Source organism: Neobacillus rhizosphaerae, from assembly GCF_050477885.1.
GTDB classification, from domain to species: Bacteria; Bacillota; Bacilli; order Bacillales; family Cytobacillaceae; genus Neobacillus; species Neobacillus rhizosphaerae_A.
The window spans coordinates 1-26,590 of the sequence record NZ_JBCNAC010000138.1 but is presented as its reverse complement, the minus strand read 5'-3'; the positions used below and the strand labels follow the sequence as shown (position 1 = coordinate 26,590).

The 26,590-nt window shown below is 40.3% G+C and carries 29 protein-coding genes; 11 read left to right on the top strand and 18 right to left on the bottom strand.

The features are described 5' to 3' along the window. Positions 1-230: 230 nt before the first annotated feature. From ABES03_RS19090 to ABES03_RS19055, 8 genes are all read right to left on the bottom strand, one after another. A complete protein-coding gene (locus ABES03_RS19090; protein ID WP_430119631.1) occupies positions 231-539 on the bottom strand; it encodes a thioredoxin family protein in 309 nt (102 codons plus the stop codon). A gap of 6 nt (positions 540-545) precedes the next feature. After that, complete coding sequence (locus tag ABES03_RS19085; RefSeq protein WP_307285499.1) at positions 546-902, bottom strand: toprim domain-containing protein; 357 nt, start codon at positions 900-902, stop codon at positions 546-548. 147 nt (positions 903-1,049) lie between these two features. Next, positions 1,050-1,289 (bottom strand): YusG family protein, encoded by a 240-nt coding sequence (locus ABES03_RS19080; protein WP_413307439.1) that lies wholly within the window; start codon positions 1,287-1,289, stop codon positions 1,050-1,052. Between the two features lie 136 nt (positions 1,290-1,425). Continuing rightward, positions 1,426-1,809, bottom strand: coding sequence for a glycine cleavage system protein GcvH (gene gcvH, locus ABES03_RS19075; RefSeq protein ID WP_413307436.1), 384 nt, complete (start codon positions 1,807-1,809; stop codon positions 1,426-1,428). 87 nt (positions 1,810-1,896) lie between these two features. Further along, a complete protein-coding gene (locus ABES03_RS19070; protein WP_430119628.1) occupies positions 1,897-2,253 on the bottom strand; it encodes an arsenate reductase family protein in 357 nt (118 codons plus the stop codon). A 201-nt stretch (positions 2,254-2,454) separates the two neighbouring features. Beyond that, the gene (locus ABES03_RS19065) at positions 2,455-4,239 is read right to left on the bottom strand and encodes an acyl-CoA dehydrogenase family protein (protein ID WP_430119626.1); all 1,785 of its coding nucleotides are present in this window, start codon (positions 4,237-4,239) and stop codon (positions 2,455-2,457) included. 64 nt (positions 4,240-4,303) lie between these two features. Next, the gene (locus tag ABES03_RS19060; protein ID WP_430119624.1) at positions 4,304-5,479 is read right to left on the bottom strand and encodes an acetyl-CoA C-acetyltransferase; all 1,176 of its coding nucleotides are present in this window, start codon (positions 5,477-5,479) and stop codon (positions 4,304-4,306) included. A 47-nt stretch (positions 5,480-5,526) separates the two neighbouring features. Further along, positions 5,527-7,911 (bottom strand): 3-hydroxyacyl-CoA dehydrogenase/enoyl-CoA hydratase family protein, encoded by a 2,385-nt coding sequence (locus ABES03_RS19055; RefSeq protein WP_430119622.1) that lies wholly within the window; start codon positions 7,909-7,911, stop codon positions 5,527-5,529. Positions 7,912-8,120: 209 nt separating this feature from the next. On the opposite strand from ABES03_RS19055, the gene ABES03_RS19050 reads away from it, so the two are divergent. The 3 genes from ABES03_RS19050 (at position 8,121) to ABES03_RS19040 (ending at position 9,020) form a co-directional block, all read left to right on the top strand. Next, entirely contained in the window at positions 8,121-8,252 is a 132-nt protein-coding gene (locus ABES03_RS19050) for a YuzL family protein (RefSeq protein WP_307285483.1), read from the top strand. Between the two features lie 119 nt (positions 8,253-8,371). Further along, entirely contained in the window at positions 8,372-8,650 is a 279-nt protein-coding gene (locus ABES03_RS19045; RefSeq protein WP_308082613.1) for a hypothetical protein, read from the top strand. 16 nt (positions 8,651-8,666) lie between these two features. Further along, positions 8,667-9,020, top strand: a complete 354-nt coding sequence (locus ABES03_RS19040; protein WP_430119619.1) for a spore coat protein — start codon at positions 8,667-8,669, stop codon at positions 9,018-9,020. A 41-nt stretch (positions 9,021-9,061) separates the two neighbouring features. Here ABES03_RS19040 and ABES03_RS19035 read toward each other — a convergent pair whose 3' ends face one another. From ABES03_RS19035 to ABES03_RS19015, 5 genes are read right to left on the bottom strand one after another with little or no spacing between them, the layout of a single operon-like run. After that, positions 9,062-9,310, bottom strand: coding sequence for a DUF2573 family protein (locus ABES03_RS19035; RefSeq protein ID WP_430119633.1), 249 nt, complete (start codon positions 9,308-9,310; stop codon positions 9,062-9,064). Continuing rightward, a complete protein-coding gene (fhuF, locus tag ABES03_RS19030; protein WP_430119617.1) occupies positions 9,270-10,064 on the bottom strand; it encodes a siderophore-iron reductase FhuF in 795 nt (264 codons plus the stop codon). Before fhuF ends, ABES03_RS19035 begins: the two co-directional genes overlap by 41 nt. Then, positions 10,057-10,875, bottom strand: a complete 819-nt coding sequence (locus tag ABES03_RS19025) for an ABC transporter ATP-binding protein (RefSeq protein ID WP_430119615.1) — start codon at positions 10,873-10,875, stop codon at positions 10,057-10,059. The genes fhuF and ABES03_RS19025 overlap by 8 nt, the downstream gene beginning before the upstream one ends. Positions 10,876-10,911: 36 nt before the next feature. Then, positions 10,912-11,967, bottom strand: a complete 1,056-nt coding sequence (locus ABES03_RS19020) for a FecCD family ABC transporter permease (protein ID WP_430119613.1) — start codon at positions 11,965-11,967, stop codon at positions 10,912-10,914. Continuing rightward, on the bottom strand, positions 11,964-12,968 hold the full coding sequence (locus ABES03_RS19015) for a FecCD family ABC transporter permease (RefSeq protein WP_430119611.1): 1,005 nt from the start codon (positions 12,966-12,968) through the stop codon (positions 11,964-11,966). Before ABES03_RS19015 ends, ABES03_RS19020 begins: the two co-directional genes overlap by 4 nt. A 245-nt stretch (positions 12,969-13,213) precedes the next feature. On the opposite strand from ABES03_RS19015, the gene ABES03_RS19010 reads away from it, so the two are divergent. Further along, complete coding sequence (locus ABES03_RS19010; protein WP_430119610.1) at positions 13,214-14,182, top strand: ABC transporter substrate-binding protein; 969 nt, start codon at positions 13,214-13,216, stop codon at positions 14,180-14,182. A 239-nt stretch (positions 14,183-14,421) separates the two neighbouring features. Here the strand turns inward: ABES03_RS19010 and ABES03_RS19005 are convergent, their stop codons facing one another. Together ABES03_RS19005 and ABES03_RS19000 are read right to left on the bottom strand one after the other, a co-directional pair. Beyond that, positions 14,422-15,591 (bottom strand): FtsW/RodA/SpoVE family cell cycle protein, encoded by a 1,170-nt coding sequence (locus ABES03_RS19005; RefSeq protein WP_430119608.1) that lies wholly within the window; start codon positions 15,589-15,591, stop codon positions 14,422-14,424. A 284-nt stretch (positions 15,592-15,875) separates the two neighbouring features. Next, positions 15,876-16,637: a DUF4931 domain-containing protein gene (locus ABES03_RS19000; RefSeq protein WP_430119606.1), complete on the bottom strand. Its 762-nt coding sequence runs from the start codon at positions 16,635-16,637 to the stop codon at positions 15,876-15,878. A gap of 205 nt (positions 16,638-16,842) precedes the next feature. Between ABES03_RS19000 and ABES03_RS18995 the strand changes: the two genes are divergently transcribed. Continuing rightward, positions 16,843-17,625 (top strand): undecaprenyl-diphosphate phosphatase, encoded by a 783-nt coding sequence (locus ABES03_RS18995; protein ID WP_430119604.1) that lies wholly within the window; start codon positions 16,843-16,845, stop codon positions 17,623-17,625. Between the two features lie 159 nt (positions 17,626-17,784). Here the strand turns inward: ABES03_RS18995 and ABES03_RS18990 are convergent, their stop codons facing one another. Beyond that, positions 17,785-18,447, bottom strand: a complete 663-nt coding sequence (locus ABES03_RS18990) for an FMN-dependent NADH-azoreductase (protein WP_430119602.1) — start codon at positions 18,445-18,447, stop codon at positions 17,785-17,787. A gap of 244 nt (positions 18,448-18,691) precedes the next feature. Here ABES03_RS18990 and ABES03_RS18985 point away from each other — a divergent pair, with 244 nt between their 5' ends. The 5 genes from ABES03_RS18985 (at position 18,692) to ABES03_RS18965 (ending at position 22,887) form a co-directional block, all read left to right on the top strand. Then, entirely contained in the window at positions 18,692-19,636 is a 945-nt protein-coding gene (locus ABES03_RS18985) for a substrate-binding domain-containing protein (RefSeq protein ID WP_430119600.1), read from the top strand. Next, complete coding sequence (locus tag ABES03_RS18980) at positions 19,630-20,496, top strand: substrate-binding domain-containing protein (protein WP_430119598.1); 867 nt, start codon at positions 19,630-19,632, stop codon at positions 20,494-20,496. Before ABES03_RS18985 ends, ABES03_RS18980 begins: the two co-directional genes overlap by 7 nt. A gap of 69 nt (positions 20,497-20,565) precedes the next feature. Further along, positions 20,566-21,264 (top strand): ABC transporter permease, encoded by a 699-nt coding sequence (locus ABES03_RS18975; RefSeq protein WP_430119597.1) that lies wholly within the window; start codon positions 20,566-20,568, stop codon positions 21,262-21,264. Then, positions 21,261-22,004 (top strand): ABC transporter ATP-binding protein, encoded by a 744-nt coding sequence (locus ABES03_RS18970; protein ID WP_430119595.1) that lies wholly within the window; start codon positions 21,261-21,263, stop codon positions 22,002-22,004. Before ABES03_RS18975 ends, ABES03_RS18970 begins: the two co-directional genes overlap by 4 nt. 124 nt (positions 22,005-22,128) lie before the next feature. Further along, a complete protein-coding gene (locus ABES03_RS18965; RefSeq protein WP_430119592.1) occupies positions 22,129-22,887 on the top strand; it encodes a (S)-benzoin forming benzil reductase in 759 nt (252 codons plus the stop codon). 35 nt (positions 22,888-22,922) lie between these two features. Here ABES03_RS18965 and ABES03_RS18960 read toward each other — a convergent pair whose 3' ends face one another. Beyond that, on the bottom strand, positions 22,923-24,296 hold the full coding sequence (locus ABES03_RS18960; protein ID WP_430119589.1) for a HAMP domain-containing sensor histidine kinase: 1,374 nt from the start codon (positions 24,294-24,296) through the stop codon (positions 22,923-22,925). After that, entirely contained in the window at positions 24,274-24,984 is a 711-nt protein-coding gene (locus ABES03_RS18955; protein WP_430119586.1) for a response regulator transcription factor, read from the bottom strand. Before ABES03_RS18955 ends, ABES03_RS18960 begins: the two co-directional genes overlap by 23 nt. A gap of 173 nt (positions 24,985-25,157) precedes the next feature. Here ABES03_RS18955 and ABES03_RS18950 point away from each other — a divergent pair, with 173 nt between their 5' ends. After that, the gene (locus ABES03_RS18950; protein WP_430119583.1) at positions 25,158-26,519 is read left to right on the top strand and encodes a sensor histidine kinase; all 1,362 of its coding nucleotides are present in this window, start codon (positions 25,158-25,160) and stop codon (positions 26,517-26,519) included. The last annotated feature ends 71 nt before the right edge of the window (positions 26,520-26,590 follow it).

The window sequence follows — 26,590 nt, the reverse complement described above, 5'->3', positions numbered from 1 at the left end:
TGGTGCTACGGGCACTGTCGACCTAGCACAGTTCCCATGCCTGTTCTTTTTCAAGCGCTACGGGACTTGTGAGCTCTTCACAATTCCCTTACTCGCTCTTTTTCATGTGCTACGGGCATTTTTCGCTTACCATAGTACCCATGCTCGCCCGTTATATAGGCTCCAACTGGATTTGTGCATGTTTCACAAATCCAACCATAGTAAAAAGCAGACACCCCCATGCATCTGCTCTACTCACATATTGATTTAATCTTATCCAACAAATAAGGCACCGAATGAAAAGCATATAGCATTTCTACTACCTTGCCGTCCCTTACGATTAAAAGACAGGGTACACTTTCAATCGCTAAATCCCTCGCCAATTGTGGATAAAAATTTAAGTTCATTTTTCCCATTGGCGTATCTACCAACTCTTCGACCACCTGCAGCATCTTTGATGCGAGCTGGCACGTACCACAAAGTGGTGTATAAAAATAGATTAGTCCTGTTGACTTCTTTTCAAGGAAATCAACAAAGTCAGTTTGATTCCATTCGTTCATTACTCATTATCCCATTTCTAAAAACTCAGTATGCACATCGATGTTCGCTCCTAAAAGAACAGTCGCCAAATGCTGTACTGGTGCCGTTGCGACCTCACGATACATCCGATCGATATATATATGCTCAGCATGCGGAAACTCCCGCTTAAATTGCTTACGAAGCTTTTCACCTGCTTGATCGGCATCAACAAGAATGTAGACATCCTTATCTTCAAGAAACTCAATTAATTCATCGAGCTTCGAAACACTGATGGTTCCATTCGTACAAATGATTTCAACCGGTTCCTTTACAATACTTTTTACCTTATTTTTATCTGACTTTCCTTCGACAATAAGAACTTTGTCAACATACGAATCATTCATATCCATCACCTGTAATAGAAGTTGTTTATGTTAACATATTCTAAAATTTTGATTACGTGTGTCTTCTTCTTAGTATGTTAACTATATCATTATTGTCATCTTAAAAATAGGTATTTGCTCATACTCACGACGGCTACAACGCTGGAATTAACACCATCCACCTTCATCACAATCGGTATATTTCGCATCAGGTTGATCGGTAACCGTCACATGCTGGTATATCTTTTGTTGGTCAGCCTCAAAGTGATGCTCTAGCTCATACTGCATATTCTCAGGAAGTTTAATTTTTCCAATAGAGGATGACTCTAAGAATAGTTCAATCTCACCATTCTTAATTTTTCCTACTACACGATCAGTAACATCTACCTTTTGTTGTTTCAGTGACATATGTCCACCCTCTTTAATATATTTACGATTAGTTTCCCCACTTTAGTAGAAGAAATCGTGGAAATTATTATTAAAAGTGGAAGCCTCTTAATTTTTAACAGAAAAAGCACCCTAAAAGGTGCTTTTCTAATGATGATTAGTCTTCTTTAACCATTTCTTCGTACTGTTCAGCAGTCATTAGCTTTTCTACTTCGCTGCTGTCAGAAAGCTCAATAACAATCATCCATGCTTTTTCATAAGGAGATTCATTTACAAATTCAGGACTGTCATTTAAGTCTTCGTTCACTTCTACTACTTTTCCGCTTACAGGCGCATATAGCTCAGAAACTGTTTTAACAGATTCAACGCTTCCGAACGGCTCGTCAGCTGATACTTCAGTACCAACTTCAGGTAGTTCAACGAAAACGATATCTCCTAATTCATGCTGTGCAAAGTCAGTGATACCAACGCGCACCTTTTCCCCTTCAACTTTTACCCACTCGTGTTCTTCTGAATAACGTAACTCTTTTGGTGTACTCATTCGCTTAAATCCCTCCATTGTTTTTTTTCTGAAAAATTTATCATCGAATAAAATCGATTACCATGAGTCAGGAAAGGAAGAGTAGGCTTATTGCCACATTTTTTCATACTCTTCTTCTTTAAAGCCTACGGTGACTCGTTCGCCATCCGTTAAAATCGGCCGCTTAATTAACATCCCATCGGAGGCAAGTAAGTCAAGCAGTTCTTCATCCGTTGCTGACTTCATCTTATCCTTTATACCTAATTCACGATATTTCATACCGCTAGTGTTAAAGAATTTTTTAAGTTCTAGTCCGCTTTTTTGATATAGATCCTGCAATTGCTCACGACTTGGGGGATGTTCCACAATATGTACTTCTTCATAGGAAAGATGATGGGCATCCAGCCATTTCTTTGCGTTTCGACATGTGCCGCATTTGGGATACCAGTAAAAAGTCATCGACATAAGTTTCACCGCCTTTTCCCACTTCATTCAATGACGTATTCACGTCATTTGAATATTATCATAACGTTTTTCAAAATCCTAATGCAAAAAATATGTTCCAAATTAAAAATTCGACTAATTTCGTAAATACTCCTTCTTTATCTCGATATTATTTTAAAAAATAAAAAGCCCCCTTGAGAAAAAGGGAGCCCTGTATTCCTTTTAAACGATATAGCGTTCTGCTTCGATAAGGGCATCTGCAGCTTCGCGCTTTTTAGCAATTACGTTAATAGGCGTGTGGCGAGTAAACTTGCGAAGAGAAGACAACATCATGCGAAGAGTATCACCGTGTTCAACAGCTACCAATGTTTCTTTCGCATCTGCTTCAATTTTATTAAATGCTTCTTGGCAGAAAATTTGTGTGTAAAGAAGCTTTTGTTTGCTCTTCTCCACACCGTCTTTAGCGATTGCTTTTTCTGTACGTAATACGACAGATTCCATAGCATACGCATTGGAAACAATATCAGCAATGTTTACGAATATTTCTTGCTCTTTTTCAATCGCTTTGCCGTATTTTTGTGCGGCTAAACCAGCTGCTAGTAAACCGATTTTCTTCGCATTTTTCACCAAATATTTTTCTTGTGCTAACGGCTCATCACCTGGCTCCTCAGGCATAAGCATCATTAGTTCTTCTTGTAGAGCCATTGCTTTTTGGAATAATGGAAGCTCACCCTTCATGGCTTTACGCAGATATGTGCCTAATACTAACAAACGGTTGATTTCGTTTGTACCTTCAAAAATACGGTTAATACGAGAATCACGGTACGCTCTCTCGATTGGATACTCCTGCATAAAACCATATCCGCCATGGATTTGAACGCCTTCATCTACAACATAATCTAACACTTCACTGTTAAAGAATTTGTTTAATGAACACTCAATCGCATACTCTGCAATTGAATTGGCCACCTTTTTAATGTCTTTCGCTTCCTCGTCAGTCAACTTACCTTGGTTATCCTCATACAATCCGATTGTACGGTATACAGCGCTTTCTGCTGCATAAATTTTGGATGCCATTGTACCAAATTTCTCTTTTGTTAAGTTAAACTGAGCGATTGGCGTTTTAAACTGCTTGCGTCCATTTGCATATTTCACAGTCATTTCAAAGGCACTTTTAGACCCGCCTACACCGCCAACAGCTAATTTATAGCGACCGATATTTAAGATATTAAAGGCAATAACGTGACCCTTACCAAACTCACCTAAGAGGTTTTCTACTGGTACAGGAACATCTTCTAAAATAAGGGTACGAGTGGAAGAACTCTTAATCCCCATTTTCTTCTCTTCAGCACCAGTTGAAACGCCTGGGAAGTTTCTTTCAACGATGAATGCAGTGAAGTGTTCGCCATCCACCTTTGCATACACAACGAAAACATCTGCAAAGCCTGCATTTGTAATCCATTGCTTTTCACCGTTTAAGATATAGTGTGTGCCTTCAGCATTAAGCTTCGCTGTTGTTTTAGCACCAAGGGCATCAGAACCTGATCCTGGTTCAGTTAATGCGTAAGCAGCAAGCTTTTCACCTGAAGCAAGACCAGGTAAATATCTGCCCTTTTGATCGTCATTACCGAAAAGGACAATTGGTAAAGATCCGATACCAACATGGGCACCATAAGAAAGGGAGAAGCCCCCAGCCTTTGACATTTTTTCAGTAATTAATGAAGAAGTAATCTTATCTAGACCTAGACCATCAAATTCTTCTGGTACGTCAGCTGCTAAAAGACCAAGGTCACCCATTTCCTTTAGAAGCTTTACTGTGCGATCAAATTCATGATTTTCTAAGTGTTCAATTTGTGGAAGTACTTTGTTCTCCACAAAGTCTTCTGCTGTTTTAGCAATCATTTTGTGCTCATCTGAAAAATCTTCCGGTGTAAACACTTGATTATAGGAAACATCCTCAATTAAAAAGCTTCCGCCTTTAATAATTTTTTCTGTTTGATTTGCCATCTCTATTCCTCCTAATCTTTGATTAACCAGGGGCTAAGTCCCTCTTGCCCCTGGTCCTTCTTCATTACAAAAGTTCAAATACTCCGGCTGCACCCATACCGCCGCCGATACACATAGTAACTACACCGAATTGCTCGTTTCTGCGTTTTAATTCATGAATCAGTGAAAGGGTTAGTTTCGCACCTGTACATCCAAGCGGGTGTCCGAGCGCAATTGCACCACCATTTACGTTCACAATTTCTTCGTTAAGACCTAATTCTCTAATTACCTGAAGTGACTGTGAAGCAAATGCTTCATTCAATTCGAACAAGTTAATATCGGATAATTCTAACCCAGCAAGCTTTACTGCTTTTGGAATAGCGACCACTGGGCCGACACCCATAATTTCAGGTGGCACGCCGCCAACTGCGAATGATCTGAATTTGGCTAATGGCTTCAAACCAAGGGATTCCGCTTTTTCACGGTCCATGACCATCAATGCAGCCGCTCCGTCACTTGTTTGTGAAGCATTTCCCGCTGTTACGCTTCCTGTTACAGAAAACGCAGGACGTAGTTTCCCTAATGTTTCTAGGTTTGTTCCTGGACGAACGCCTTCATCTTGTGAAAATTGGATTGTCTTTTCAACTAGTTTATTGTCATGTCCAACAGTACGAATGGTCACATCCACTGGTACGATTTCATCGACGAATTTCCCTTCAGCAATTGCCTTGGCTGCCCGCTGATGACTTCTTACGGCAAAGGCATCCTGGTCTTCACGGCTAATGCCATATTTCTTAGCCACTTCTTCTGCTGTATGGCCCATTCCCATGTAATATTGCGGAGCCGTTTCGGCAAGCTTAATGTTTGGTCGAACCACATGCCCCATCATAGGGATCATACTCATGGACTCTGCTCCACCAGCGATCGCTGTGTCAATTTGGCCAGTCATAATGCCCTGCGCTGCATAGGCAACCGCTTGTAGTCCTGAAGAACAGAAGCGATTGATTGTGATTGCAGGGACCGTATGTGAAAGACCTGCAAGTGCCCCGATATTACGAGCCATGTTATTGCCTTGTTCTGCTTCAGGCATTGCACAGCCAATGATTAAATCATCAATATTTCCTTCATAGTTCCCTGCACGTCTTAATGTTTCTTTTACCACCAATGCTCCCAAATCATCAGGACGAACATGGGCAAGCGTTCCTTTCTTTGCCTTACCTACCGGGGTTCTGGCTCCGGCCACGATTACCGCTTCTCTCATGCAAGTTCCCTCGCTTTCTATTAAATTGGAAAAATAAAAATCTATTATTAGTTACGTAACGGCTTACCCTTAACGAGCATGTGTTGCATACGCTGTTGTGATTTTGGCTCTGCGATTAGACTTAAGAATGCTTCTCTTTCTAAATCTAATAGGTATTGCTCATCTACTTCCGTTCCAAATGGCACTCTTCCACCTGCGATCACATAGGCAACCTTCTTAGCAATTTTCAAATCATGCTCGGAGATATAGCCAGATAATCGCATTGCTTCTGCACCCAGTAAAAGAGTTGCATAACCGGTTTCACCGACTACAGGAACCTTTCTACGTACTCTTGGCATATAGCCCTGCTCGTGTAAGGCAAGGACAGTTTGCTTCGCATCATACAATAGGTGATCTCCATTAAAGCTGATGCCATCAGATGCATCTAAGAAATTAGTTTCACGGGCTTCTTCTGCAGAAGTTGACACTTTTGCCATTGCAATGGTTTCAAACACTTTATTTGCGACGTTTTGCAAATCAAACGGAACACCACTTGGAAGATTTTCTAAGTGCTTAATGTAAAGCTCTTTGTTTCCGCCACCGCCTGGAAGCAGGCCGACACCGACTTCAACAAGTCCCATATAGGTTTCTGATGACGCTTGAATATGTGCTGTTGGCAGACAAACCTCTGCACCGCCGCCAAGTGTCATACCAAATGGTGCTGCCACTACTGGCTTCGAGCTGTATTTCACTTTTAATAACGCGCTGTGGAGATGTCGAACTACTAAATCAAGCTCATAGATATTGTCATCCTGTGCTTCCATCAGCATCATAGCAAGGTTGGCACCAACACAGAAGTTCTTCCCTTGGTTACCGATGACTAGACCCTTATAGTTCTTCTCCACCTCATCCACAGCAAAGTTGATCATTTGAACGATATCAAGTCCAATGGCATTATTCGGTGAATGGAACTCTAGAAGTGCCACACCGTCACCGATGTCAATTAGGCTCGCCCCACTATTCTTCTTAATGACACCCTTTTGGTTTTTAATCTTTTTAAGGTCAATTACCTTCGGATTAAATTCAACTAAACGATATTGACCATTATGATAGAAGAAGGACTCACCATTTTCTTCGATATAAAAGGAGGTAAAGCCATTTTCAAGCATTTCAGTCACCCAAGCAGGTACTTCCATTCCTTCTTCCTGCATCTTTTTAACTGATTTTTCAACACCAATTGCATCCCATGTCTCAAACGGTCCTTTATCCCATCCAAAGCCCCATTTCATAGCACGGTCAATGCCTACAATATCATCGGCAATTTCACCTAATAGCTTCGCTGAGTAAACAAGCGATTGCTTGGTTGTATTCCATAAAAATTGCCCCGCCTTATCATTGGCATAAACAAGCGCTTTCAATTTATTCCCTGAGCCCTTTTCCTGTTTTGCCAATTCAACAGATGGAGTAGACAACTTTTTACGCGGACCATACTCCAATGTATTTGGATCTAACTCAAGAATTTCTTTTCCTTTTTTCAAGAAAAACCCTTGTCCGGACTTGCTGCCAAGCCAACCTTTTTCCACCATTGTTTTAAGGAAAGCAGGGATTTCAAACACTTCTTTTTCATGACCTTCTACTTTTTCGTAGACATTGTTGGCAACATGATAGAAGGTATCTAATCCGACTACATCCAAGGTACGGAAGGTTGCACTTTTCGCGCGGCCAATCAGCGGACCTGTGATGGAATCAACCTCGCCCACACTTAAGCCGCCTTTTAACATTTCTTGAACAGTAACTAGAAGACCGTACGTACCGATTCGGTTTGCAATAAAGTTAGGCGTATCCTTTGCCTCAACCACGCCTTTTCCTAATACATCTTCACCAAATGTTTTCATGAAGGAAAGAATTTTTGGATCCGTGTACTGAGTTGGAATAACTTCGAGTAACTTTAAATAACGAGGTGGATTAAAGAAATGTGTTCCTAAGAAATGTTTTTGGAAATCTTCTGAGCGGCCTTCAACCATCGCCTCGACAGAGATACCAGATGTATTAGAACTAATGATACTTCCAGGTTTACGGAACTGATCCACTTTTTCAAAAACCTGCTGTTTAACCTTTAAGTTTTCAACGACTACCTCGATGACCCAGTCGACATCTTTCAATTTCACTAAATCGTCTTCAAGGTTTCCTGCTTCAATGAGAGCAAGATTTTTCTTGGAGGTTAGTGGGGCTGGCTTTTGCTTTAACAGCTTTTGAATAGCAGTCGCACTGATTCTGTTGCGAACTTGTTTATTTTGTAATGTAAGTCCTTTAGCTTCTTCCTCTTTTGTTAATTCCCGTGGCACGATATCTAATAATAGTGTAGGAATTCCGATATTCGCTAAATGTGCTGCAATCCCTGAGCCCATTACTCCTGATCCTAGGACAGCTGCTTTCTTAATCAATTGGTTCAACACTGTCTCCCCCTTCAAACTTTGAATGAATACTCATTCATTTTTTAGTCAAAAAAAATATTTCTGAATGAGTTTTGTTATTATTTATAATAAAATATTTCGAAAATTTGTGCAATCAATAATAGCGGAAAATTGAAATTTTTTTGAACAATTCTATCCCCTTACATATTTTTTAAGCACTGGGCATCCTATTCTTGAGGTGATAAAAGATGGCGAAAATGAAAAAGAACCCTTCCAAAGCTGGAGTTAGTGCGGCTAGTGTCAAGGGGAATGGCGGGCCAGGAAATGAAGAAGCCCACTTGGACAAAAAAAACAGCCAGAACAATCAGTTCAAAAGGTAATTGAAGACAGGCTGAGATACTTCAGCCTGTTTTTGTGACAGGGTAACAAGCTCTATTGTATAAAAATTCCTTATTGAGAGACTATAAAATCGAAAAGACAAATTTCAAGGAGGGTTACTATGCAGCAACAAAATATGAACATGCAAAATCAACAAGCGACCATGCAACAGCCTCCAGGTGTAGTATCTACAAAGGACGCTCTTTATTTAACTGATATGATGTCATGGAATTTACTATCTGCGAAGAAAGCACACTTCTTTGCCGGACAGTGCCAAGACCCTGAAATTAAAGCTGAAGCAGAAAAGGTTTGTCAGATGCATGAGCGTCACTATCAACAGCTTTTAGGCCACCTAGGCATGCATTCAGGCCAGCAACAGCCACTAAATAATATGCAATAAGAAGGAGGACAGACTGATGAATCAAAACCAAAACCAGCAAAAAATCCAAAACCCTGAAACACAGGTACCGAAGACCCCTCAAATGAACGATCGTGATTTTATTAATGATATCCTATCTACGGAAAAATACATGACTACAGCTTACAGCATGGCACTACATGAAGCTAGCCACGAAGGCTTGTATCAAGATGTTATGCAGATTTTTACTGAAACACAACAATGTCAGCGCGATCTTTACGACCTTATGTTTAGAAAAGGCTGGTATTCAATTGAAGCGGCTGACCAACAAAAGCTCCAACAATCGTATCAGCAATTCCAAGGCTATACCAACCAACTGCCACAACATGGCGGCAATACTCCTATGCAGTAAGCAAAAACCCGAAGGCCCTGCCTCCGGGTTTTTTTATGTACTTATTGTGCCGATTTCCGATGCTTTTCGTTCATCTGCTTAATTTCGCCCACAATCTGTTTCATTTCTTCTTTTCCATCAGGGTACAGTTCATTCCAATGCTTAGCTAAAGCAGGCATGGACTTTGCAATATGGGTATACAAGGCCCAAGCCTTCACCTTTTCCTTTGTCTCCTCATTGGATTCTCCAACCAAAAGCTCACTATACTTCTCAAGCAAAGCTTCGAACTGCTGAACAAATATTTTCTCCATCATGACACCTTCCATCCTTAGATACATGCGTACATGGGCAAATTTTACAGCGTTTTCCTGCTGGTAGCTGATAAGAGAAACAGCATGTTTTTCTTATTCGGATTTCCTCATCTCTTTCTTCAACATACGTCTTTTCTGCATAATAACGCTGAAGGGGATTTAAGTTATATTGGCCGAATAAAGAACCCTCTGCTTCTAGTAACAAATAACGGAAGTCGTCTGCTACATTACTATTCTCGTTCTCTTTCAACTCTTTTTCATAGAGCCAAAACAAGTAAACAGCCATATTTTCCCACAAAATTAACTTAGATATACCAACCGCTTTTTCTAATGACAAAATGATTGGATAAATGTGGTTGGCGAAAAGATCCCTCAACACGGTATCACGCCATAGAGAACGATCCTTTCCATTCCAATCCTGTGCAGTCATCTCCTTTAACGAAAAAGACGGAAGCCAGGCTTTCCCCTGATTAGGAGATTCCATTGATACATTTTCTATCGATACATTCAACTTTTTATTCCAAACACTCATACTATAAAGGGCTGTTACCGCTAAAAAAGCATATCTTTTGATAAAAATGGACGCAGCAACCTTAGTAGAAGGAGCATCAATGGTCAGAGTTAATTTTGCCAGAAAGTCGTTAAGGAATGACTCATCAAGCAGAGACGCAATAGGAAAAGAATCCGCACTTTTAACGCTCAGCCTGTATTTTTCCAAAACAAGAAGCTCATCTTCCGTCAGCTCTTTATCCATTCATCGCCACCGCCTTATCGAGAATACATCTCCCTCTTCCATAAGGAATGCACAATGGTGTTCCGAATAATGGATCCATTGTGACCTCACAGTCCATACCAAACACATTTTTCACAAGACCACAATTGATGACATGTTCTGGCTTCCCCTGTGCATACACCTTTTTATCCTTAATAGCCACCACGTTATGAGCATAACGGCAAGCAAGGTTCAGGTCATGAAGTACCATCACAACGGTCCGCTTTTTCTTTTCATTTAATTCAAACAGTAAATCGAGAATTTCGATTTGATGTGTCATATCCAAGTAAGTGGTTGGTTCGTCTAAAAGAATAACATCTGTATCCTGAGCTAAGGTCATGGCAATCCAGGCACGCTGTCTTTGTCCTCCTGAAAGTGAATCGACTGTTCTTTCCTTTAACTCCTCTAAACGAGTCGCTTTTAAGGCTTCATTGACTTTTTTTTCATCTTCCTCCGACCATTGTTTTAACCAGGATTGATGTGGGTAGCGCCCCTGTTTAACGAGTTGAAGTACGGTTAGCCCTTCTGGTGCGGAAGGAGACTGAGGTAAAATGGCCATCTTTTTGGCGATTTCCTTAGTTGAAAGCTTTGCGACGGCTTTTCCTTCGAGCAACACACCGCCAGAAGTTGGCTTCAAGAGACGGGCAATCGAACGAAGAAGGGTGGATTTCCCGCACCCGTTTGCTCCAATAAAAACGGTGATCTCACCCTTTGGAATTTTCAAATCCAACTCATTAATAATGAGTGTCTCTCCATATGAAAGTGATAAATTCTTCGTTTCAATCGCATTCATTCTCATGCCAGCTCCTTCGTTAACGTTTGTCTTCCATTATGCATTTCTTGTTTTAAAAAGTAAGTAGATAAAATATGGTGCCCCGATACCGGCTGTAAACACACCCGCAGGTACCTCCATAGGTGAAAACATGGTCCTTCCAATCAAATCGGCTGTCATAACAAGGATGCCACCAATTAGTGCAGAAGCTGGAAGTAGCGCACCAAATGAAGAGCCTACTAACCGCCTTGCCATATGCGGTGCCATCAAGCCAACGAAACCAATTCCCCCTGCAAAAGCGACCGAGCTTCCAATCAAAGCGGTACTAATCATCAATAATAAAAATCGTTGTTTTTGAACTTTTCCACCTAACCCCGTTGCCACTTCATCGCCTAGTTCTTGAATATTAATGGTTCTCGCTGCAAAGAGAGCAATTAAGAGGAACGTAATCGTCCAAGGAACCAATGTAGCAACATTTTTCCAGTTAGAGCCGTAAACCGTACCTGTTATCCATATGTTTGCCTGACTTGCCTGATAAATCGGCCCCATAATCATCATCAATGTCGTTAGTGCTTGCATCAAAGTGGAAATCCCTATCCCAATTAAAACAAGACGTATAGGCGATACTCCATTTTTCCAAGCAAGGATGTACACTAAAAAGGCAACGATCCCAGCCCCTAAAAAGGCGGCTAACGGAAGCCAAGCAATGCTGACTGTTAAGGCATTATTTTTATCACTAAAAAAGGCTAAAAATCCAACCACTGCAACAGCTGCGCCTCCAGTAATACCAAGAACATCAGGCGATGCAAGCGGATTTCGAATCATCCCTTGTAAAATCCCACCGGCAACCGCTAATGAAATTCCAACCATCAAGGCAACAATGATTCTTGGCAATCGAAAGGAGGTAATGATAAGCTTTTCCATTTCAGGACCGCCGCCGAACAATACTTGTACCACCGTGAATGGGTTAATTTTCATTTCTCCTGTCCCTGTACTAATAACAAAGAGAATAAAGGCTGCAATCAGCAGTATGATAAAAGTGGTAGCTGCTTTCTTGTCGATTAAAAAAGAAATTCTATCATTAAATACGCGGAAATTTTTATACTTGCTCATCGTCCGTTGAACCCCCTTCTTGCAATAAAAATAAAGAATGGAGTTCCAATAACCGCCGTCATGACACCGACGGGCACTTCAGATGGCATTAAGATATATCTTGCGGCTATATCTGCTGCTAATAAGAGGATGGCCCCCAAAATACCAGATAAGGGAATCACCCAACGATGATCAATTCCAATAATGGACCTTGTAATATGAGGAACAACAATCCCCACAAAACCAATTGGACCGGCAACTGCCACAGAACCGCCCGCAAGTAGGATCACAATGACACCGGTGGCTAGTTTGACTAACCCTGTGTTTAGCCCCAGTCCCTTAGCAATATCTTCCCCCATGGACAAGATATTCATTTTTCCTGAAATGAGCACGGCTCCTACCCAGCCAACCCCGATATAAGGTAAGACGGAAAACAAAGTCTCCAATTTTCTTCCTTGAACAGACCCTGCCAGCCAAAATAATACCTGCTCCAGTGCTGCTTCGTCGACTACAAGTAAGCCTTGTGTAAAAGATGAAAACATGGCCGATATCGCTGCTCCCGCTAAGGTAAGCTTCATTGGTGTCAAGCCTTCACGACCAAAGGAACCGATGGCATATACACTAACTGCGGCTACAGCTGCACCCAAAAAGGCGAGACCGTTGAAAGCTTGGAGATCTGTCACTGAAAATAAAGTAATGGCCACAACAACTGCAAACCCTGCTCCCGCATTAATCCCAAAGATTCCTGGCGATGCCAAAGGGTTTTTGGTTAATGTTTGCATGAGAACACCAGCAATGGCAAGGCTTGCCCCCACAGCGGAAGCAATTAATGCTCTAGGAAATCTAACAGTTTGAATAATAATATGTTCGTTTGACCCATTATAATTCGTATAGGACTCGATTGCTGTCCGCCAGCTGGTGTCTGTATAACCAAAGATGACACTGGCACACATTAATAACAACATTAGCAAAATAGCAGTGATTAGTCCCAGCCATTTTAATGGTGTACTTTTTAACAGCATGTGATTGAAACCCTTCTAACATATTTATAGTAGTAATTAATTTAAGTCTATCTCTAAATGATAATGATTGTCAATTACTATGAAAATCATTTTCATTTACCTTTTATTATTGTTCACAAATTTGTAATTGAATTTGAAAATCATTTTCAATTAAATCGTTGACATCTTCCATTTGTTCATTTTATGATAAGGATGTCATTGAAAATGATTATCATTTACATTTACTAAGGAGGATAAAAATACATATGAAAATGACAAAATCTCTATTATCTATTTTCTCTATTCTAGCCATTTTCTTACTTGCAGCTTGTGGCGGTGCAGAGGAGAAAACAACTGAAAAGAAAGAAGCACCAAAGACAGCGGCTGAAAAAAGCTATACGGTCGAACACGCAATGGGATCGACCACTATCAAGAGTACGCCAAAACGCGTAGTTATTCTTACAAACGAAGGAACAGAAGCTCTTTTGTCTATGGGAGTCACTCCAGTTGGTGCGGTTAAGTCTTGGACTGGCGATCCTTGGTATGAGCATATTGCGGGTCAATTAAAGGATACAAAAGTTGTGGGTACAGAAAGCGAAGTAAACGTTGAAGCAATTGCTGCTCTTAAACCGGACCTAATTATCGGTAATAAAATGCGTCAGGAAAAAATTTATGAGCAGTTAAGTGCAATTGCACCGACTGTTTTTGCTGAAACATTACGCGGTGACTGGAAGACAAACTTTAGTCTATATGCAAAGGCTGTTAATAAAGTTGATAAAGGGAATGAAGTATTAGAAAAGTATAACGGTCGTATTGCTGACATTAAGGAAAAGCTTGGCGACAAAAAGAATATGAAGGTTTCTATGGTACGTTTTATGTCTGGAGAAGTTCGTATTTACCATAAAGATACATTCTCAGGTGTTATCTTAAATGACCTTGGATTTGCTCGTCCTGAGAGCCAAAACGTGGATGATTTTGCAGAAAAGAATGTAACGAAAGAACGTATCCCAGCGATGGATGGGGACATTCTCTTCTATTTCACTTATGATACGGGTGATGGAAAAGGCAATACCCTTGCAAAAGAATGGCTTGCTGATCCATTATTCAAAAACCTTGAGGTAGCTAAAAAAGGTGAAGTACACGAAGTAAACGATGCTATTTGGAACACTGCTGGTGGTGTCATTGCTGCAAATCTCATGCTTGATGATGTGGAGAAAATCTTCCTAAAAAAATAAGATGAATGTTTGGACCGCCCAGAATGTAGGCGGTCTTCTTCTTTGTTTTGATAGGTGGCGGTGGGATTCCGCCAACTATTGAAGGTATTCCGCCAACTTGGGCCAGAATTCCGCCAACTTTTGGGGTATTCCGCCGATTTAGGCCAGAATTCCGCCAACTTTTCAATTTATTCCGCCAAACCTTATTTTGAGGCCACAAAAAAAGAGAGCGGGTCTGCATTCCCCCGCTCTCTTCTGCTTTATGCTGTTGTTGAAAACATGTATTTTTTATAATGGTACCGTATGGAGAAGATTAGACCTAGTCCGAGCATATTCCCCATTAGGGCACTTCCTCCATAGCTGATGAATGGCAATGGAATACCCGTAATTGGCAGAACACCAATGGTCATTCCAATATTTTGGAAGACGTGGAAGGTAATCATGCTGATTACGCCTACACATATATACGTATAAAAGTTATTCTTTGTTTCCATTCCAACCTTGGTAATGTGATAAATCAATAAGAAAAATAAACTGATTAACACACTCGCTCCAATAAAACCATATTCCTCCCCGACAACACTAAAAATGAAATCGGTTTGACTTTCCGGTAAATACACTTCACGGTTACCTGGTCCTTTGCCCCCAGTCTGTCCAGATCCAATAGCAAGTAGAGATTTGGTCAACTGATACGCATCTGAGCCTTGATAGCTATAAGGATCAAGCCAGGAATAAATCCGATTGAACTGGTATTGCTTTACTCCAAGATATTTTTCAAGTAAGTCTGGATTCCAAAGTACAAAGTAAAAAATCGTCCCAATAAGTAAAATACCGACAGAAAATAACGGTGTTAACAGCTTCCAGGAAATCCCTGAGATAAAAATCATCCCTAACAAAATGGATAAGAAAACGAGCGATGTTCCCAAATCCTGTTTGATGATAAGGATTAATGGTGCCATGGTTACCATTCCAAGCTTCACTAACAGCCAAAAATCAGACTGCATTGTTTTGATTGGATTTTTAAGGTGATGATCCTCGATTACCCGCGATAGAGCTAAGATGATAAAGATTTTAACAAACTCGGAAGGTTGGATGGTACCCATTCCCGGAACTTTAAACCAGTTTTTCGCTCCGTTGATGACCGGTGCAATACTTGGTGGCGCGACAATCAGGAATGCCAGCAGGAAAAGTCCGAAGCCATACGCATACCAGGTTAGCTTTCGTAATTGATCCGAGTCAAGTGTCATTACACTCGCAATTAACCCACCACCAACGACGTACCAAACGATTTGCTTTAATAGGAAGTTCTCCTTATATTGACCACTTGCCTGGGCGCTATAGATCGCTAAACAGCTGGCTAGAAAAAGTAATATCAGTATAAAAACGAGATTATAATCAAGTTTAGAAGTTGTATTTTTATTTGAAGTCATACTAGGTCTCCACCTTATATTAAAACTTGTCCATTCCTTCATTATATTTTTAATGAGGACAAATCACAACTTCTAAACGACAATGGTTTTATTTACATACTATTTTCCTACATTAAACTTGTCTGTTGATTTCCGCTCCAGGTGCTTCGCTTTCCGTGGGTGTGACGGGGAGCTTTTCGTCGCTTCGCTCCTGCGGGGTCTCCCCAGCCCCATACTCCCACAGGAGTCTTCGCTTCTTCCGCTCCAATCAACAGAGTGTCAATTAAAGATTTTACTTTAACCTATCATTTAAAGTAAATCCGCTTTACTTCGTTTGCCATCCATTCTAGATTGCTTGGGACTTGTGGAAGGCCGTAGCCGATGTAAAGTGGAGTGGTTACGAAACGGGAAACAACTTTGGCGTAGATTTTATTATCAATATGATGAAAAAACACATTATAGCTCGTTGCCTTGAATGGAAAATGATTCAGAATATAATGAACTGCTATTTGCAGGTACTCCGAAAATGTTTCCTGGTAATTGGAATCATTCATCTCCATATTAAACTCATAAAATCCCACACGTGGCTTGGTGGAAAGCGTAAATCTAGAGCCCTCCCCTTCTGCAATCACAAGCCCTTCAAACATTTCATGGGTAACTTTTTCTTTATAATCAATATCATTTAATCCAACAATTTGCATATGCGGATGGGCAAGTGTTCCTCCCGATAATGGACCATGATTTTTGAAGAATATCACCGAACGATAGCGGCCAGTTTCCTCCATTTCGAGCCAATGCTTGATTCCGAACTTTATTAACCGATGTAAATGATCTTTTGAATAAGTTGACAGCTCTGCATCGCAATCGTCCGTTTCAATCAACACGGTCTGATAAGTATTTTCTAAAACAGGGTATTTATTTTTCAATAGAATGATGGGGCCATCAACTGCAATAATGTCCGTCAGTTGGTCACGTTCGCAAAAAGGACAGGCCTGTTGTTTGTTCCGGATATTTTCTGGCTTTTTGACTCCAATAGAAGTATTAAAATGCAGATGTGTATGTTCCAAGCGCGTTTCTCCTCTCGAACGGTTATAATTCTATTTTATGGGAGTCGCCCCTTCATTTGCACTTATTTTGTTTGAACCTCGGCGATTTCCATTGACCTAATTGGTAAAATAAACCTAAAATAAAGGTGGATTTCATGAAGTCGCTTTTCTATGCATATCTTTTAAATGTACAGGCTTATTATTATGTAGAAATGAGAGGGGACCTATGTTAACAAAACTGGAAGCACTTATTCTCGGAATTATCCAAGGGTTAACGGAATTTTTGCCCATTAGCAGTACAGGCCATCTGTATTTAGGAAGAAATTTATTTGGGCTTCAGGAAGCGGGGCTTTTACTCGATACCATGCTCCATGTCGGTACCTTACTAGCTGTTTTCGTTTTTTATAAGGATGAATTTATTAAAATCATCAAAAATCCCTTTAGTAAGTTAACCTTTTTGTTGATCGTTGGTACGATCCCTGCCGTTATTTTCGGCCTTACTTTAAAAGATTACATTGATGAAATTTCCAAGACGGGCGTTACTATTGGCTGGGAGTTTCTCGTTACAGGACTATTTCTGTGGCTCGCAGATTCAGCAAAAAATGGTTATAAAAAAATGGAGGATATTAGCTATAAAGATGCCTTGATTATTGGTACTTTTCAGGCAGTGGCCATTATGCCTGCCATTTCTCGTTCAGGTATGACGATTGTAGCGGCCCTCTGGAGGAAATTAGATCGAGAAACAGCTGCCTATTTCTCCTTTCTCTTATCAACCCCTGCTATTGCTGGTGCGATTGTGCTGCAAACGAAGGATTTGTTGGGAGGTGCTGGTGAGGAAATCTCCTTGTCTGCTTTGCTCGTGGGGATTATCTCGTCTGCCATTTTTGGCTATATTGCCGTTAAGTGGATGATTGGTTATTTGAAAAAGAATTCATTAAAACCGTTTGCTATTTATGTATGGGCACTAGGAATTATCGTCTTGTTTTTTCAATTTACAGGGAAGTTTTAATCGGCTGAGCTGTTTCGCAAATAAAATATCGGTTTTCGCAAATAAAACATGAATTATCGCAAATAAAGGTGGATTAACGCAAATAAACCCCCTTTTATCGCAAATAGAATAGACAATAGTCGCAAAAAGGCAGCTCGAGATGACTCGAACTGCCTTTTTTTATACTGTTTCAGTCTGTTTTGCCATTTCGCGTGCTGCTTCTGCTGCCTGTTCTTTGGCTTTCGCCATAATTTCTGGGACCATTTTTGGAAAATGATCCATCCCTTCTGCAAAAACGGTTTCCATTAATTCAAAACCAAGGAATTCAAGGGCTTTGCTTAAATAACGGTCGCCCATTTCAAAATCCACCATCCGGCCACTTGAATAAATGCCTCCGCGTGTTTGAATGTGAATAGCCTTTCTTCCAGTAAGAAGGCCCTCTGCACCGTGTTCAGCGTAGGTAAATGTTTTTCCAGCAATAAATAAACAATCCATAAAGGATTTTAAAATTGCCGGAGCGCCAAGGTTCCATATTGGAGTAACAAAAACATAGTAGTCTGCATCAATAAATCGGTCAGCAAGCGCATGCATTTTTTCGATTTTTGTCAGCTCTTCTTCAGAAAGCTGTTCCTTTGTATATCCCATAAAGGATAATTTTGCACGGGCATATAGTAAATCCATGTCAATCTGGGGAATATCCATGCTATATAAGTGCATATGTTCAATTTCCACATCCGGCTGTTCCTTTTTAAACTCCTCTAAAAATACTTCCCCGATCTGCATTCCTTTTGAGAGCTTTATATCGTTTTTCGGATTAGCCGTAATATACAAAAGCTTCGACATGTACATCCCTTCCCTTATTCCACAATTTAATATTTCTACTACTATAGTACAACAAACTTCCATGCTCACCATTGAACAAAAAGTGAAGTTTGTGATATTTATGTGAAATTTACAGCTCCCTTTGAACAATCCGTGACAATTCTACACGAAACCAAACAAAACTTAACAAAACTTAACAAAAATCACATCTATTATGATAATCTTTTAATAAAGTAAATTTGGAATTGGAAAAGGAGGGTGACCTGTGGAAGAAAAAGCATATACTCCCGATGAAGTGGCCCAAATCTTTCAAATCTCTAAACATACAGTTTATGAGCTAATTAAAAGAGGTGAGCTACAGGCATTTAAAATAGGGAACAAAATGAGAATTGAGCACGCCGAGCTTGAAAGGTATAAAGAGAATACAAAAGCTCCGGTTAAGAAAAGTCATGCTGAACCATCAAACACGTTCAGTAATCATTCCCTATCTATTCGATTATCCGGAAGTCACGATTTTCTTGTCGAACATTTTGCTAAACAGGCTGGCACTGCATTAAATCTACAAATTCAGCCTTCTTACATAGGCAGTCTTGAAGGCCTTATGATGCTTTACCGCGGTCAATGTGATATCGCCGCCATTCATCTTTTAGATCCGACATCACAAGAATATAACCTGCCATTTATTCATCAGCTATTTGTCTATGAGTCAATCCTAGTACTTCGATTGGCGGCAAGACAACAAGGCTTCATCGTCGCCAAGGGCAATCCAAAAAATATTCTTGATTTCCCAGACCTTGTGAGAAAAGATGTTCAATTCATTAACCGTCAAAAGGGAGCAGGAACGAGATTCTTACTTGACTCTAAGCTCTCAAGCTATGGGATTAATCCTAGTAATATTAGCGGGTACAACATTGAAGAGTGGACTCATCTTTCAGCAGCTTCTTATATAAGTAGAGGGATTGCTGATGTTGCCTTTGGTATTCAGTCCGCTGCCAGCCATTTAGGTCTTGATTTTATTCCCGTTGCCCAAGAACATTTTGATCTTGTGTTCCGCTTTACGGATGAAAACAAACAATGCTTGACGGAGTTAATTCAATACCTACAATCCCCTGAATTCAAAGATAGTTTAACGGATTTAGAAGGTTATTCTATTGTAGATTTAGGAAAAATCATCTATCAAACTACTTTAACGGAGGAATCCACATGTTAAAAAATCGCTATTTTGCCGTTTTATTTGCTTTCATGCTTTTAGTATTATCAGCCTGCGGTAATTCTGAAACGAAAGATGTAGCTGCTAAAGACAAAAAGACAGAACCTAAAGCTGCACCAACTGAAATGATTCTTGCCACAACCACAAGTACACAGGACAGCGGCTTATTAGATGTCCTCATTCCTATGTTCGAAAAACAGAATAATGTAAAAGTAAAAACGATTGCCGTTGGTACAGGACAAGCATTAGAAATGGGAACAAAAGGGGAAGCAGATGCCCTTCTTGTTCATGCTCCAGCTGCTGAAAAAGCAGTCGTTGATGCTGGAGATGCCATTAATTACAAGCGTGTCATGTACAATGACTTTATTCTTGTTGGTCCAAAAGACAATCCAGCTGGTGTCAGCGGAGATGACATCGGAGCAGCCTTCAAGAAGTTGGCTGAAGCGAAAGCTACCTTTGTTTCCCGTGGTGATGACTCTGGTACAAACAAAAAAGAACTTGGTATCTGGACTTTAGCTAACATTAAGCCTGCAGGTGACTGGTATGTTTCAACAGGACAAGGAATGGGTCAAACATTACAGGTGGCAGCTGAGAAAAAAGGGTACGTCCTAACTGATCGTGCAACTTGGCTTGCTCAAGCGAAAAACTTAGACACTCTTCAAATTGTAGTTGAAGGTGGCAAGGATTTAATGAACATTTATCATGTAATGCAAGTAAATCCAGAAAAGCATGATAAAATTAATAGCAAAGATGCGGAAAAATTTGTAGAATTTATGGTAGATCCTAAAACACAAGATGTGATCGAAAACTTCGGTAAGAAAGACTACGGCCAATCATTGTTCTATAAATATACTGAATAGATTTACCAGCGGCAGGAAGGTCTCTTTTGATTCTTCCTGCCCTATTTTTAACCTGGAGGGCAGCTATGTATGGAACTATTAATAGATGGACTTAAGAAAGCAATAGAGATGATCCTCTCTGGAGACCCAGAGATTTTTCAAATTACATGGCTGACTCTAAAGGTTTGTTTAATTTCCATCCTTTTTAGCACCCTACTCGGTCTTCCCCTGGGTATTCTACTTGGATTAACTAGATTTAGAGGCCGCAAATTACTTCTATTATTCATTAACATGGGTATGGGGCTCCCCCCTGTTGTTGCAGGACTTTGGATTACCATGTTTTTATGGCGATCCGGTCCGTTAGGTGATTGGTCCCTGCTGTATTCACCCACAGCCATTGTTATGGCCCAAGTATTAGTCTCTTTTCCCATTATTACAAGCTTAACCTGTTCTGCCTTTCAGCAAATTAATGATAAAATGCTTCTGCAAATCAAAGCCCTAGGTGCAACAAAATTCCAAACGTTAGTCATCCTCGTCAAACAATCTAAGATTGCAATTCTAGCTGCGGTAATGGCTGGCTTTGGCCGGGTCATTGCTGAGGTGGGTGCCGCCATGATGGTTGGTGGCAATATTCAAGGTGATACCCGAATTTTAACTACTACGATTGTGATGGAAGTGTCTAAGGGAAATTTCGATATTGCTCTCGCTCTCTCGTTTATTTTATTGACCGTTGCCCTTTTAATTACAGCCGTGTTAACCTTTTTACAGCAAAGGAAGCGATTTTCATGAGCCCATTGATAGAAATGAAAAATATCACTTTTAATGCCCAAGGCAGAACGATTCTCAATATACCTGAATTCCAGATTCATGACGGAGAATTCCTCGGCATTATGGGACCAAATGGTGCGGGAAAAAGTACGCTGCTAAAGGTACTCGCTTTTCTTGAAAATCAAACGAACGGTGAGATTCTTTACCGTGGACAGGTCATCCCGACAGGAATTGCTCCGCTAGAGTTACGAAGGAAATTCTCGATTGCCCTCCAGCAATCCTTACTTTTAGATGCGACAGTTTTTCACAACATCGCCATTGGCTTAACCTTACGAAAGGCTCCAAAAAGCATCATTAAGGAAAAAGTTTCTCATTGGATGGAGGTATTTGGCATCACACATCTGGCGAAAAAAAATGCGCTCTATCTATCCGGTGGTGAGGCGCAAAGGGTCAATTTAGCACGTGCCATGATTGTGGACCCAGAGATTCTTTTTCTCGATGAACCATTTTCTGCTTTAGATTTCCCAACTAAGATTAGGCTAATGGAAGATTTCAAGCGAATTATTGAAGAAGCAAAAACCACTGCAGTGTTTGTCAGCCATGACTTAATGGAAATCCATTATCTTACTAAACAGCTTGCCATTATTGCAAACGGTGAAGTAAAGCAAACAGGCCCTACTTCTCGGGTTCTCGAACATCCAAATGCCGCCACCGCTCCCTTCTTAAATGAGTGGAAAAAATTCTACCCAGTCGCACGTTAAACGGCAGCTCACTCAAGGGCTGTCTTTTTTGTTTGATTAAAAATGACGACAGGAATAAAATATGGTAGAAGTTAGCTTTTTACAAATACATATCAACCTGAGGTTTTAAGGGGGAGTTCATTCCATGAAATATGCAATTATAACCGGGGCATCCAAGGGGCTAGGAAAAGCGATTGCAAAACGCCTCATTCAAGAACAAATTGCGATTGTTTCTGTTTCTAGAACAGAAAATGAGGAAATAAAACAATCAGCTGCCGAAAATGGACTATTTTATCAACACTATTCCTGCAATCTCTCTTTGGAAAAAGAAGTACAGGAAGTATTTATGGAGATAGCCCACTTGATTTTTGAAAAGAATCCTAAAGAAATTCTTCTTTTTAATAACGCTGGAGCAATCGAACCGATCCAGACAGTCGGAAATTTAGATCAAACGCCTATTATACGCAATATCCAAGTCAATTTAATTGCACCGATCATTACAACCAATCTCTTTTTTAATAAAGCAGAAGTCACAAATACGACAGTACAGATTATCAATATAACCTCCGGGGCAGCCGTCCGTTCAATCGAAGGCTGGAGTGTGTACTGCAGTTCTAAAGCTGGACTCAATATGTTTACCCAAACAGCAGCACTTGAACAGGCTGAATTGAAGACGAACAACAAAATCATTGCCTTCAGCCCAGGTGTAATGGATACCAATATGCAAGCAACCATTCGTTCTTCTTCTAAAGAAGCATTTAAGGACCTCGACCGCTTCAAAGAATTCAAGGAGAAAAATACTCTCTTAGAGGCAGACACCGTGGCAAATGCATTAGTAGACTTACTGTTAAGTGGTAATGTTGAAAGCGGAAAAGTGTACAATATAAATGATTTATTAAAGTAAGCAAAGAGGCCTTGCATTTTGCAAAGGCCTCTTTATTAGTCCTCCTGTGGAAACCATAAGGTGATGCTGGTTCCCTTGTTTAGTTTACTTTTTACTCTGATTAACCCTTTGTGGGCATCCATTAATGCCTTAACAATGGAGAGACCAATGCCAACCCCGCCTGTTTTGCGATCCCGTGATTTGTCACCGCGATAGAACCGTTCAAATATATGTGGGATATCATCTTCTGCCATACCTGAGCCTTCATCTTGAATGTTGAACCCGACATAGCCTTCCTTATCCGTTTGCACAGAAAGGGTAACATTCTTCCCTTCAGGTGTATATTTCAATGCATTATTAAGGATGTTCGAAAGGATTTGCATGAGCTTGTCTTTGTCCGCCTCAAACAATTCCTCCTGTTTCGTTTCCTCGATGTGAAGATGAACACCCTTCTCCTTAAAAATAGGCATAAACATTTCGTACAATGCCTCTAATACACTACCTGCCTCTAATTCTATTTTTTCCAGCCTAATTTGTGGATTTTCAGCAGCGAGTAATTTTTCTAGTTCATTCACTAATCTTACCAACCGCATCAGCTCTTCGTGACTTACCTGTAATCGCTGTGGTGTTGGCTCCCAAATCCCGTCCTGAAAGGCTTCAATTTGACTTCTTAAAGTCGCTAGGGGCGTTCTTAACTCATGGGCCAGGTCACCGGTAAATTGCTTCCGAAGCATTTCTTCCCTCGCCAAGGATTCTGCAAGATTATTGAATGAGATGGCAATTTGCTTCACTTCAGTAGGCAGACCTGATAACGGGATTCGAATGTCCAAATTATGCTGTTGCAGTTCATTTGCGGCAAAAGACAGCTTCTTCAAACCAGATGTCAGCTTTTTTGAAAAAATCATACTGAACACGATGGCTAGAATAATCGTTAAACATACCGCTGCGTAAATATAGAGTTGGATAGATTGAATAAACGTATATTCATCATCAATTAAGCCTTTAGGATAAATGGCCACCAGTTTCCCAATGATGGTATTATTCACCTTCAGTGTATAAGATTTGGAATGCCATTCCTCCCCATCCGGTGCTGGTTCAGTCAAACCAAAGCTATTCAGCATGCTCCGAATGTTTGAAGAATCCATCTGCAGTTGTCCAAAGCGATCATATAATTGAAAATAAAGCTGATCAGTCATTGCATGCTCGTGCAGCAGACCATATACAGGATCACTGGTAAAATGTCCGTTTTTCCTATAATCCTTCTCAATTTCCGTGATAATCCGATCAATCTTCTTCTCCCTGTTGTGGTCTAAATAACTATTAAAGCTCTCTTCAAATCCATATTGAATAAAAAAGCTGACGATAAATATTCCGATCATAGAAATCAAAACTAAATAAAAAAGGATTTTAGACCGGAGTGTTTGCAGCATCTAGTACCCCTCCAAATTTATAGCCCATCCCAAAAACAGTCACGATGAAATCCGGCTGTCGTGTATCTTGCTCTATTTTTTTGCGGAGGTTTTTAATATGTGTATCCACACTGCGTTCATAGCCTTCATAATACATGCCCTCGTCCTGAATTTTTTCTAATAAATCCATTCGACTGTATACACGTCCTGGATTTTCCGCCATATTCGTTAATAGCTTGTATTCGATAGGAGTTAATGTCACATATTCTCCGTTTACTCTGACTTCTTTCTTTATTAGGTCTACCACTAGTTTTTTTCTGTTGAATTCAAGGAGTTGTACTTTCTCCGTCTTTTTGACACGCCTTAAAATGGCCTGAACGCGTACAACCACTTCCCGGGGACTAAATGGCTTAGTTAAGTAGTCATCTGCACCCATAACAATCCCGTTGATTCTGTCATCCTCAGCAGATTTTGCCGTAAGCATCAGTATAGGGACATCTGATTCTTTTCGCACCAAACGGCAAACCTCCTCACCAGAAATATCGGGCAGCATAAGGTCTAGTATAATTAAGTCAGGGTTAATGCTTTTCGCCTTCTTTAAAGCATCTATTCCATTATCAGCACTGTGAATTTCATAGCCTTCTCTCTCTAGGTAGGCTTCAAGAACTTCTATAATTCTACGTTCATCATCCACTAATAATATTTTCATTATAATCACTCCCCATATCTTTACTATATCATCTTGGGTCTGTGATTTTTGCAACTTCACAAATTCGCTACAACTTAGTCAAAACATCTTCAATTTTTAAAAATTGGCTATAATATAAGTCTCCTTCTACTCAATTGTTGTAGTATTCTAAAGGGAGTGAGGTGCTGATTGGAATGAATAAAATATCATTTAAAATAGGCTTGCTTTTCTTCTTAGCTATTTTTGTACTAGAAACGATTTCGATGTTCTTTTTGCATAATAATATTATTCATTCCCGCGTGCATGAGGAGCTGTCTGCGCTCCAGACCAGGGGGAACAACCACCGTGAAGTCTTAGAGGCATCGTTCCATGAAGAAACGATTAGACATATTGCCATGATGGAAGCACGGACAGATACACAGGTAATCCTTACAAAACCAGATGGGTCCATTTATATGTCGTCAAATAAAGTGACGGATGAAATGAAACGGATTCTCCATGAAACACCGAAGGAGATTCCACATGATGGGCTCATCTTAGAAGACAATTGGAAAAATGCTACGTATATTGCTTCTATTAGTCCTGTTGTCGTTGATCAACAGATTGATGGCTATGTATACATGTTCCAAAATACACAAAAGATTAAAGACTTAATCTCCGGACTTAACCAGCATTTTCTGCTTGCCGGACTTCTTTCTCTATTATTTATGATTATTATCATTGTATTTTTGACCCGAGTGGTCACAAATCCGCTTATTAAAATGAGTGAGGCGACCAAACGAATCAGTAAAGGCGACCTAAGCGTTTCGTTACCGAAGCTCGGGAAGGACGAAATCGGGGAACTGGGAGAATCTATTCAAGTCTTAGCGAGTGACCTAGAGATTCTAAAGAATGAACGAAACGAATTCCTAGCCAGTATCTCACACGAGCTGCGAACGCCGTTAACTTATATTAAAGGCTATGCAGATATCGCCCGACGAAAGGAAACGAATGAACAGGATCGGAAAAACTATTTAGACATCATCCACGAAGAGTCACTCAAGTTATCCAACCTGGTGAAGGAACTTTTTAATTTGGCGAAAATGGATGAAAATACGTTCTCTATTGAAAAAGAGGAGGTTCAATTACGTCCCTATTTCCAAGGAATCATTGAAAAAGTTTCTCCTGCACTGAAAGAACAGCATATGGACCTTTTTCTAGATTGCCCGGATGATCTTTATTTATCGATTGACCCGATCCGATTTGAACAAGTCATCCTAAATCTGCTGGATAATGCGCGGAAATATTCGGAGCCTCATACCAAAATTAGAGTTGGGGCGAAACAGATTAATGGAAGAATTCATATACGAGTACAAGATGAAGGGAAAGGTATTCCTGTAGAGGATTTACCTCGCATCTTTGAACGCTTCTATCGTGTGGATAAATCAAGAACCAGGGCACTTGGCGGCTCGGGGCTTGGCCTGGCGATTGTTAAACAGTTGGTCGAGGCTCATGGCGGAAGTGTGGAGGTAACAAGCTCCCCGAATGAGGGGACGACTTTTGAAATAATTATATAAATAAAAGCAGTGTGAAAGAACATTGTTGATTTTTATACCCTGTTGATTGGAGCGGAAGGCACGAAGATCCT

What these genes read in the sequence shown, in the direction of transcription:
- ABES03_RS19090 (WP_430119631.1), bottom strand. Translation starts at nt 539, where the DNA reads ATGAACGAATGGAATCAAACTGACTTTGTTGATTTCCTTGAAAAGAAG.
- ABES03_RS19085 (WP_307285499.1), bottom strand. Translation starts at nt 902, where the DNA reads ATGAATGATTCGTATGTTGACAAAGTTCTTATTGTCGAAGGAAAGTCA.
- ABES03_RS19080 (WP_413307439.1), bottom strand. Translation starts at nt 1,289, where the DNA reads ATGTCACTGAAACAACAAAAGGTAGATGTTACTGATCGTGTAGTAGGA.
- gcvH (WP_413307436.1), bottom strand. Translation starts at nt 1,809, where the DNA reads ATGAGTACACCAAAAGAGTTACGTTATTCAGAAGAACACGAGTGGGTA.
- ABES03_RS19070 (WP_430119628.1), bottom strand. Translation starts at nt 2,253, where the DNA reads ATGTCGATGACTTTTTACTGGTATCCCAAATGCGGCACATGTCGAAAC.
- ABES03_RS19065 (WP_430119626.1), bottom strand. Translation starts at nt 4,239, where the DNA reads ATGGCAAATCAAACAGAAAAAATTATTAAAGGCGGAAGCTTTTTAATT.
- ABES03_RS19060 (WP_430119624.1), bottom strand. Translation starts at nt 5,479, where the DNA reads ATGAGAGAAGCGGTAATCGTGGCCGGAGCCAGAACCCCGGTAGGTAAG.
- ABES03_RS19050 (WP_307285483.1), top strand. Translation starts at nt 8,121, where the DNA reads ATGGCGAAAATGAAAAAGAACCCTTCCAAAGCTGGAGTTAGTGCGGCT.
- ABES03_RS19045 (WP_308082613.1), top strand. Translation starts at nt 8,372, where the DNA reads ATGCAGCAACAAAATATGAACATGCAAAATCAACAAGCGACCATGCAA.
- ABES03_RS19040 (WP_430119619.1), top strand. Translation starts at nt 8,667, where the DNA reads ATGAATCAAAACCAAAACCAGCAAAAAATCCAAAACCCTGAAACACAG.
- ABES03_RS19035 (WP_430119633.1), bottom strand. Translation starts at nt 9,310, where the DNA reads ATGGAGAAAATATTTGTTCAGCAGTTCGAAGCTTTGCTTGAGAAGTAT.
- fhuF (WP_430119617.1), bottom strand. Translation starts at nt 10,064, where the DNA reads ATGGATAAAGAGCTGACGGAAGATGAGCTTCTTGTTTTGGAAAAATAC.
- ABES03_RS19025 (WP_430119615.1), bottom strand. Translation starts at nt 10,875, where the DNA reads ATGAATGCGATTGAAACGAAGAATTTATCACTTTCATATGGAGAGACA.
- ABES03_RS19020 (WP_430119613.1), bottom strand. Translation starts at nt 11,967, where the DNA reads ATGAGCAAGTATAAAAATTTCCGCGTATTTAATGATAGAATTTCTTTT.
- ABES03_RS19015 (WP_430119611.1), bottom strand. Translation starts at nt 12,968, where the DNA reads ATGCTGTTAAAAAGTACACCATTAAAATGGCTGGGACTAATCACTGCT.
- ABES03_RS19010 (WP_430119610.1), top strand. Translation starts at nt 13,214, where the DNA reads ATGAAAATGACAAAATCTCTATTATCTATTTTCTCTATTCTAGCCATT.
- ABES03_RS19005 (WP_430119608.1), bottom strand. Translation starts at nt 15,591, where the DNA reads ATGACTTCAAATAAAAATACAACTTCTAAACTTGATTATAATCTCGTT.
- ABES03_RS18995 (WP_430119604.1), top strand. Translation starts at nt 16,843, where the DNA reads ATGTTAACAAAACTGGAAGCACTTATTCTCGGAATTATCCAAGGGTTA.
- ABES03_RS18990 (WP_430119602.1), bottom strand. Translation starts at nt 18,447, where the DNA reads ATGTCGAAGCTTTTGTATATTACGGCTAATCCGAAAAACGATATAAAG.
- ABES03_RS18980 (WP_430119598.1), top strand. Translation starts at nt 19,630, where the DNA reads ATGTTAAAAAATCGCTATTTTGCCGTTTTATTTGCTTTCATGCTTTTA.
- ABES03_RS18975 (WP_430119597.1), top strand. Translation starts at nt 20,566, where the DNA reads ATGGAACTATTAATAGATGGACTTAAGAAAGCAATAGAGATGATCCTC.
- ABES03_RS18970 (WP_430119595.1), top strand. Translation starts at nt 21,261, where the DNA reads ATGAGCCCATTGATAGAAATGAAAAATATCACTTTTAATGCCCAAGGC.
- ABES03_RS18965 (WP_430119592.1), top strand. Translation starts at nt 22,129, where the DNA reads ATGAAATATGCAATTATAACCGGGGCATCCAAGGGGCTAGGAAAAGCG.
- ABES03_RS18960 (WP_430119589.1), bottom strand. Translation starts at nt 24,296, where the DNA reads ATGCTGCAAACACTCCGGTCTAAAATCCTTTTTTATTTAGTTTTGATT.
- ABES03_RS18955 (WP_430119586.1), bottom strand. Translation starts at nt 24,984, where the DNA reads ATGAAAATATTATTAGTGGATGATGAACGTAGAATTATAGAAGTTCTT.
- ABES03_RS18950 (WP_430119583.1), top strand. Translation starts at nt 25,158, where the DNA reads ATGAATAAAATATCATTTAAAATAGGCTTGCTTTTCTTCTTAGCTATT.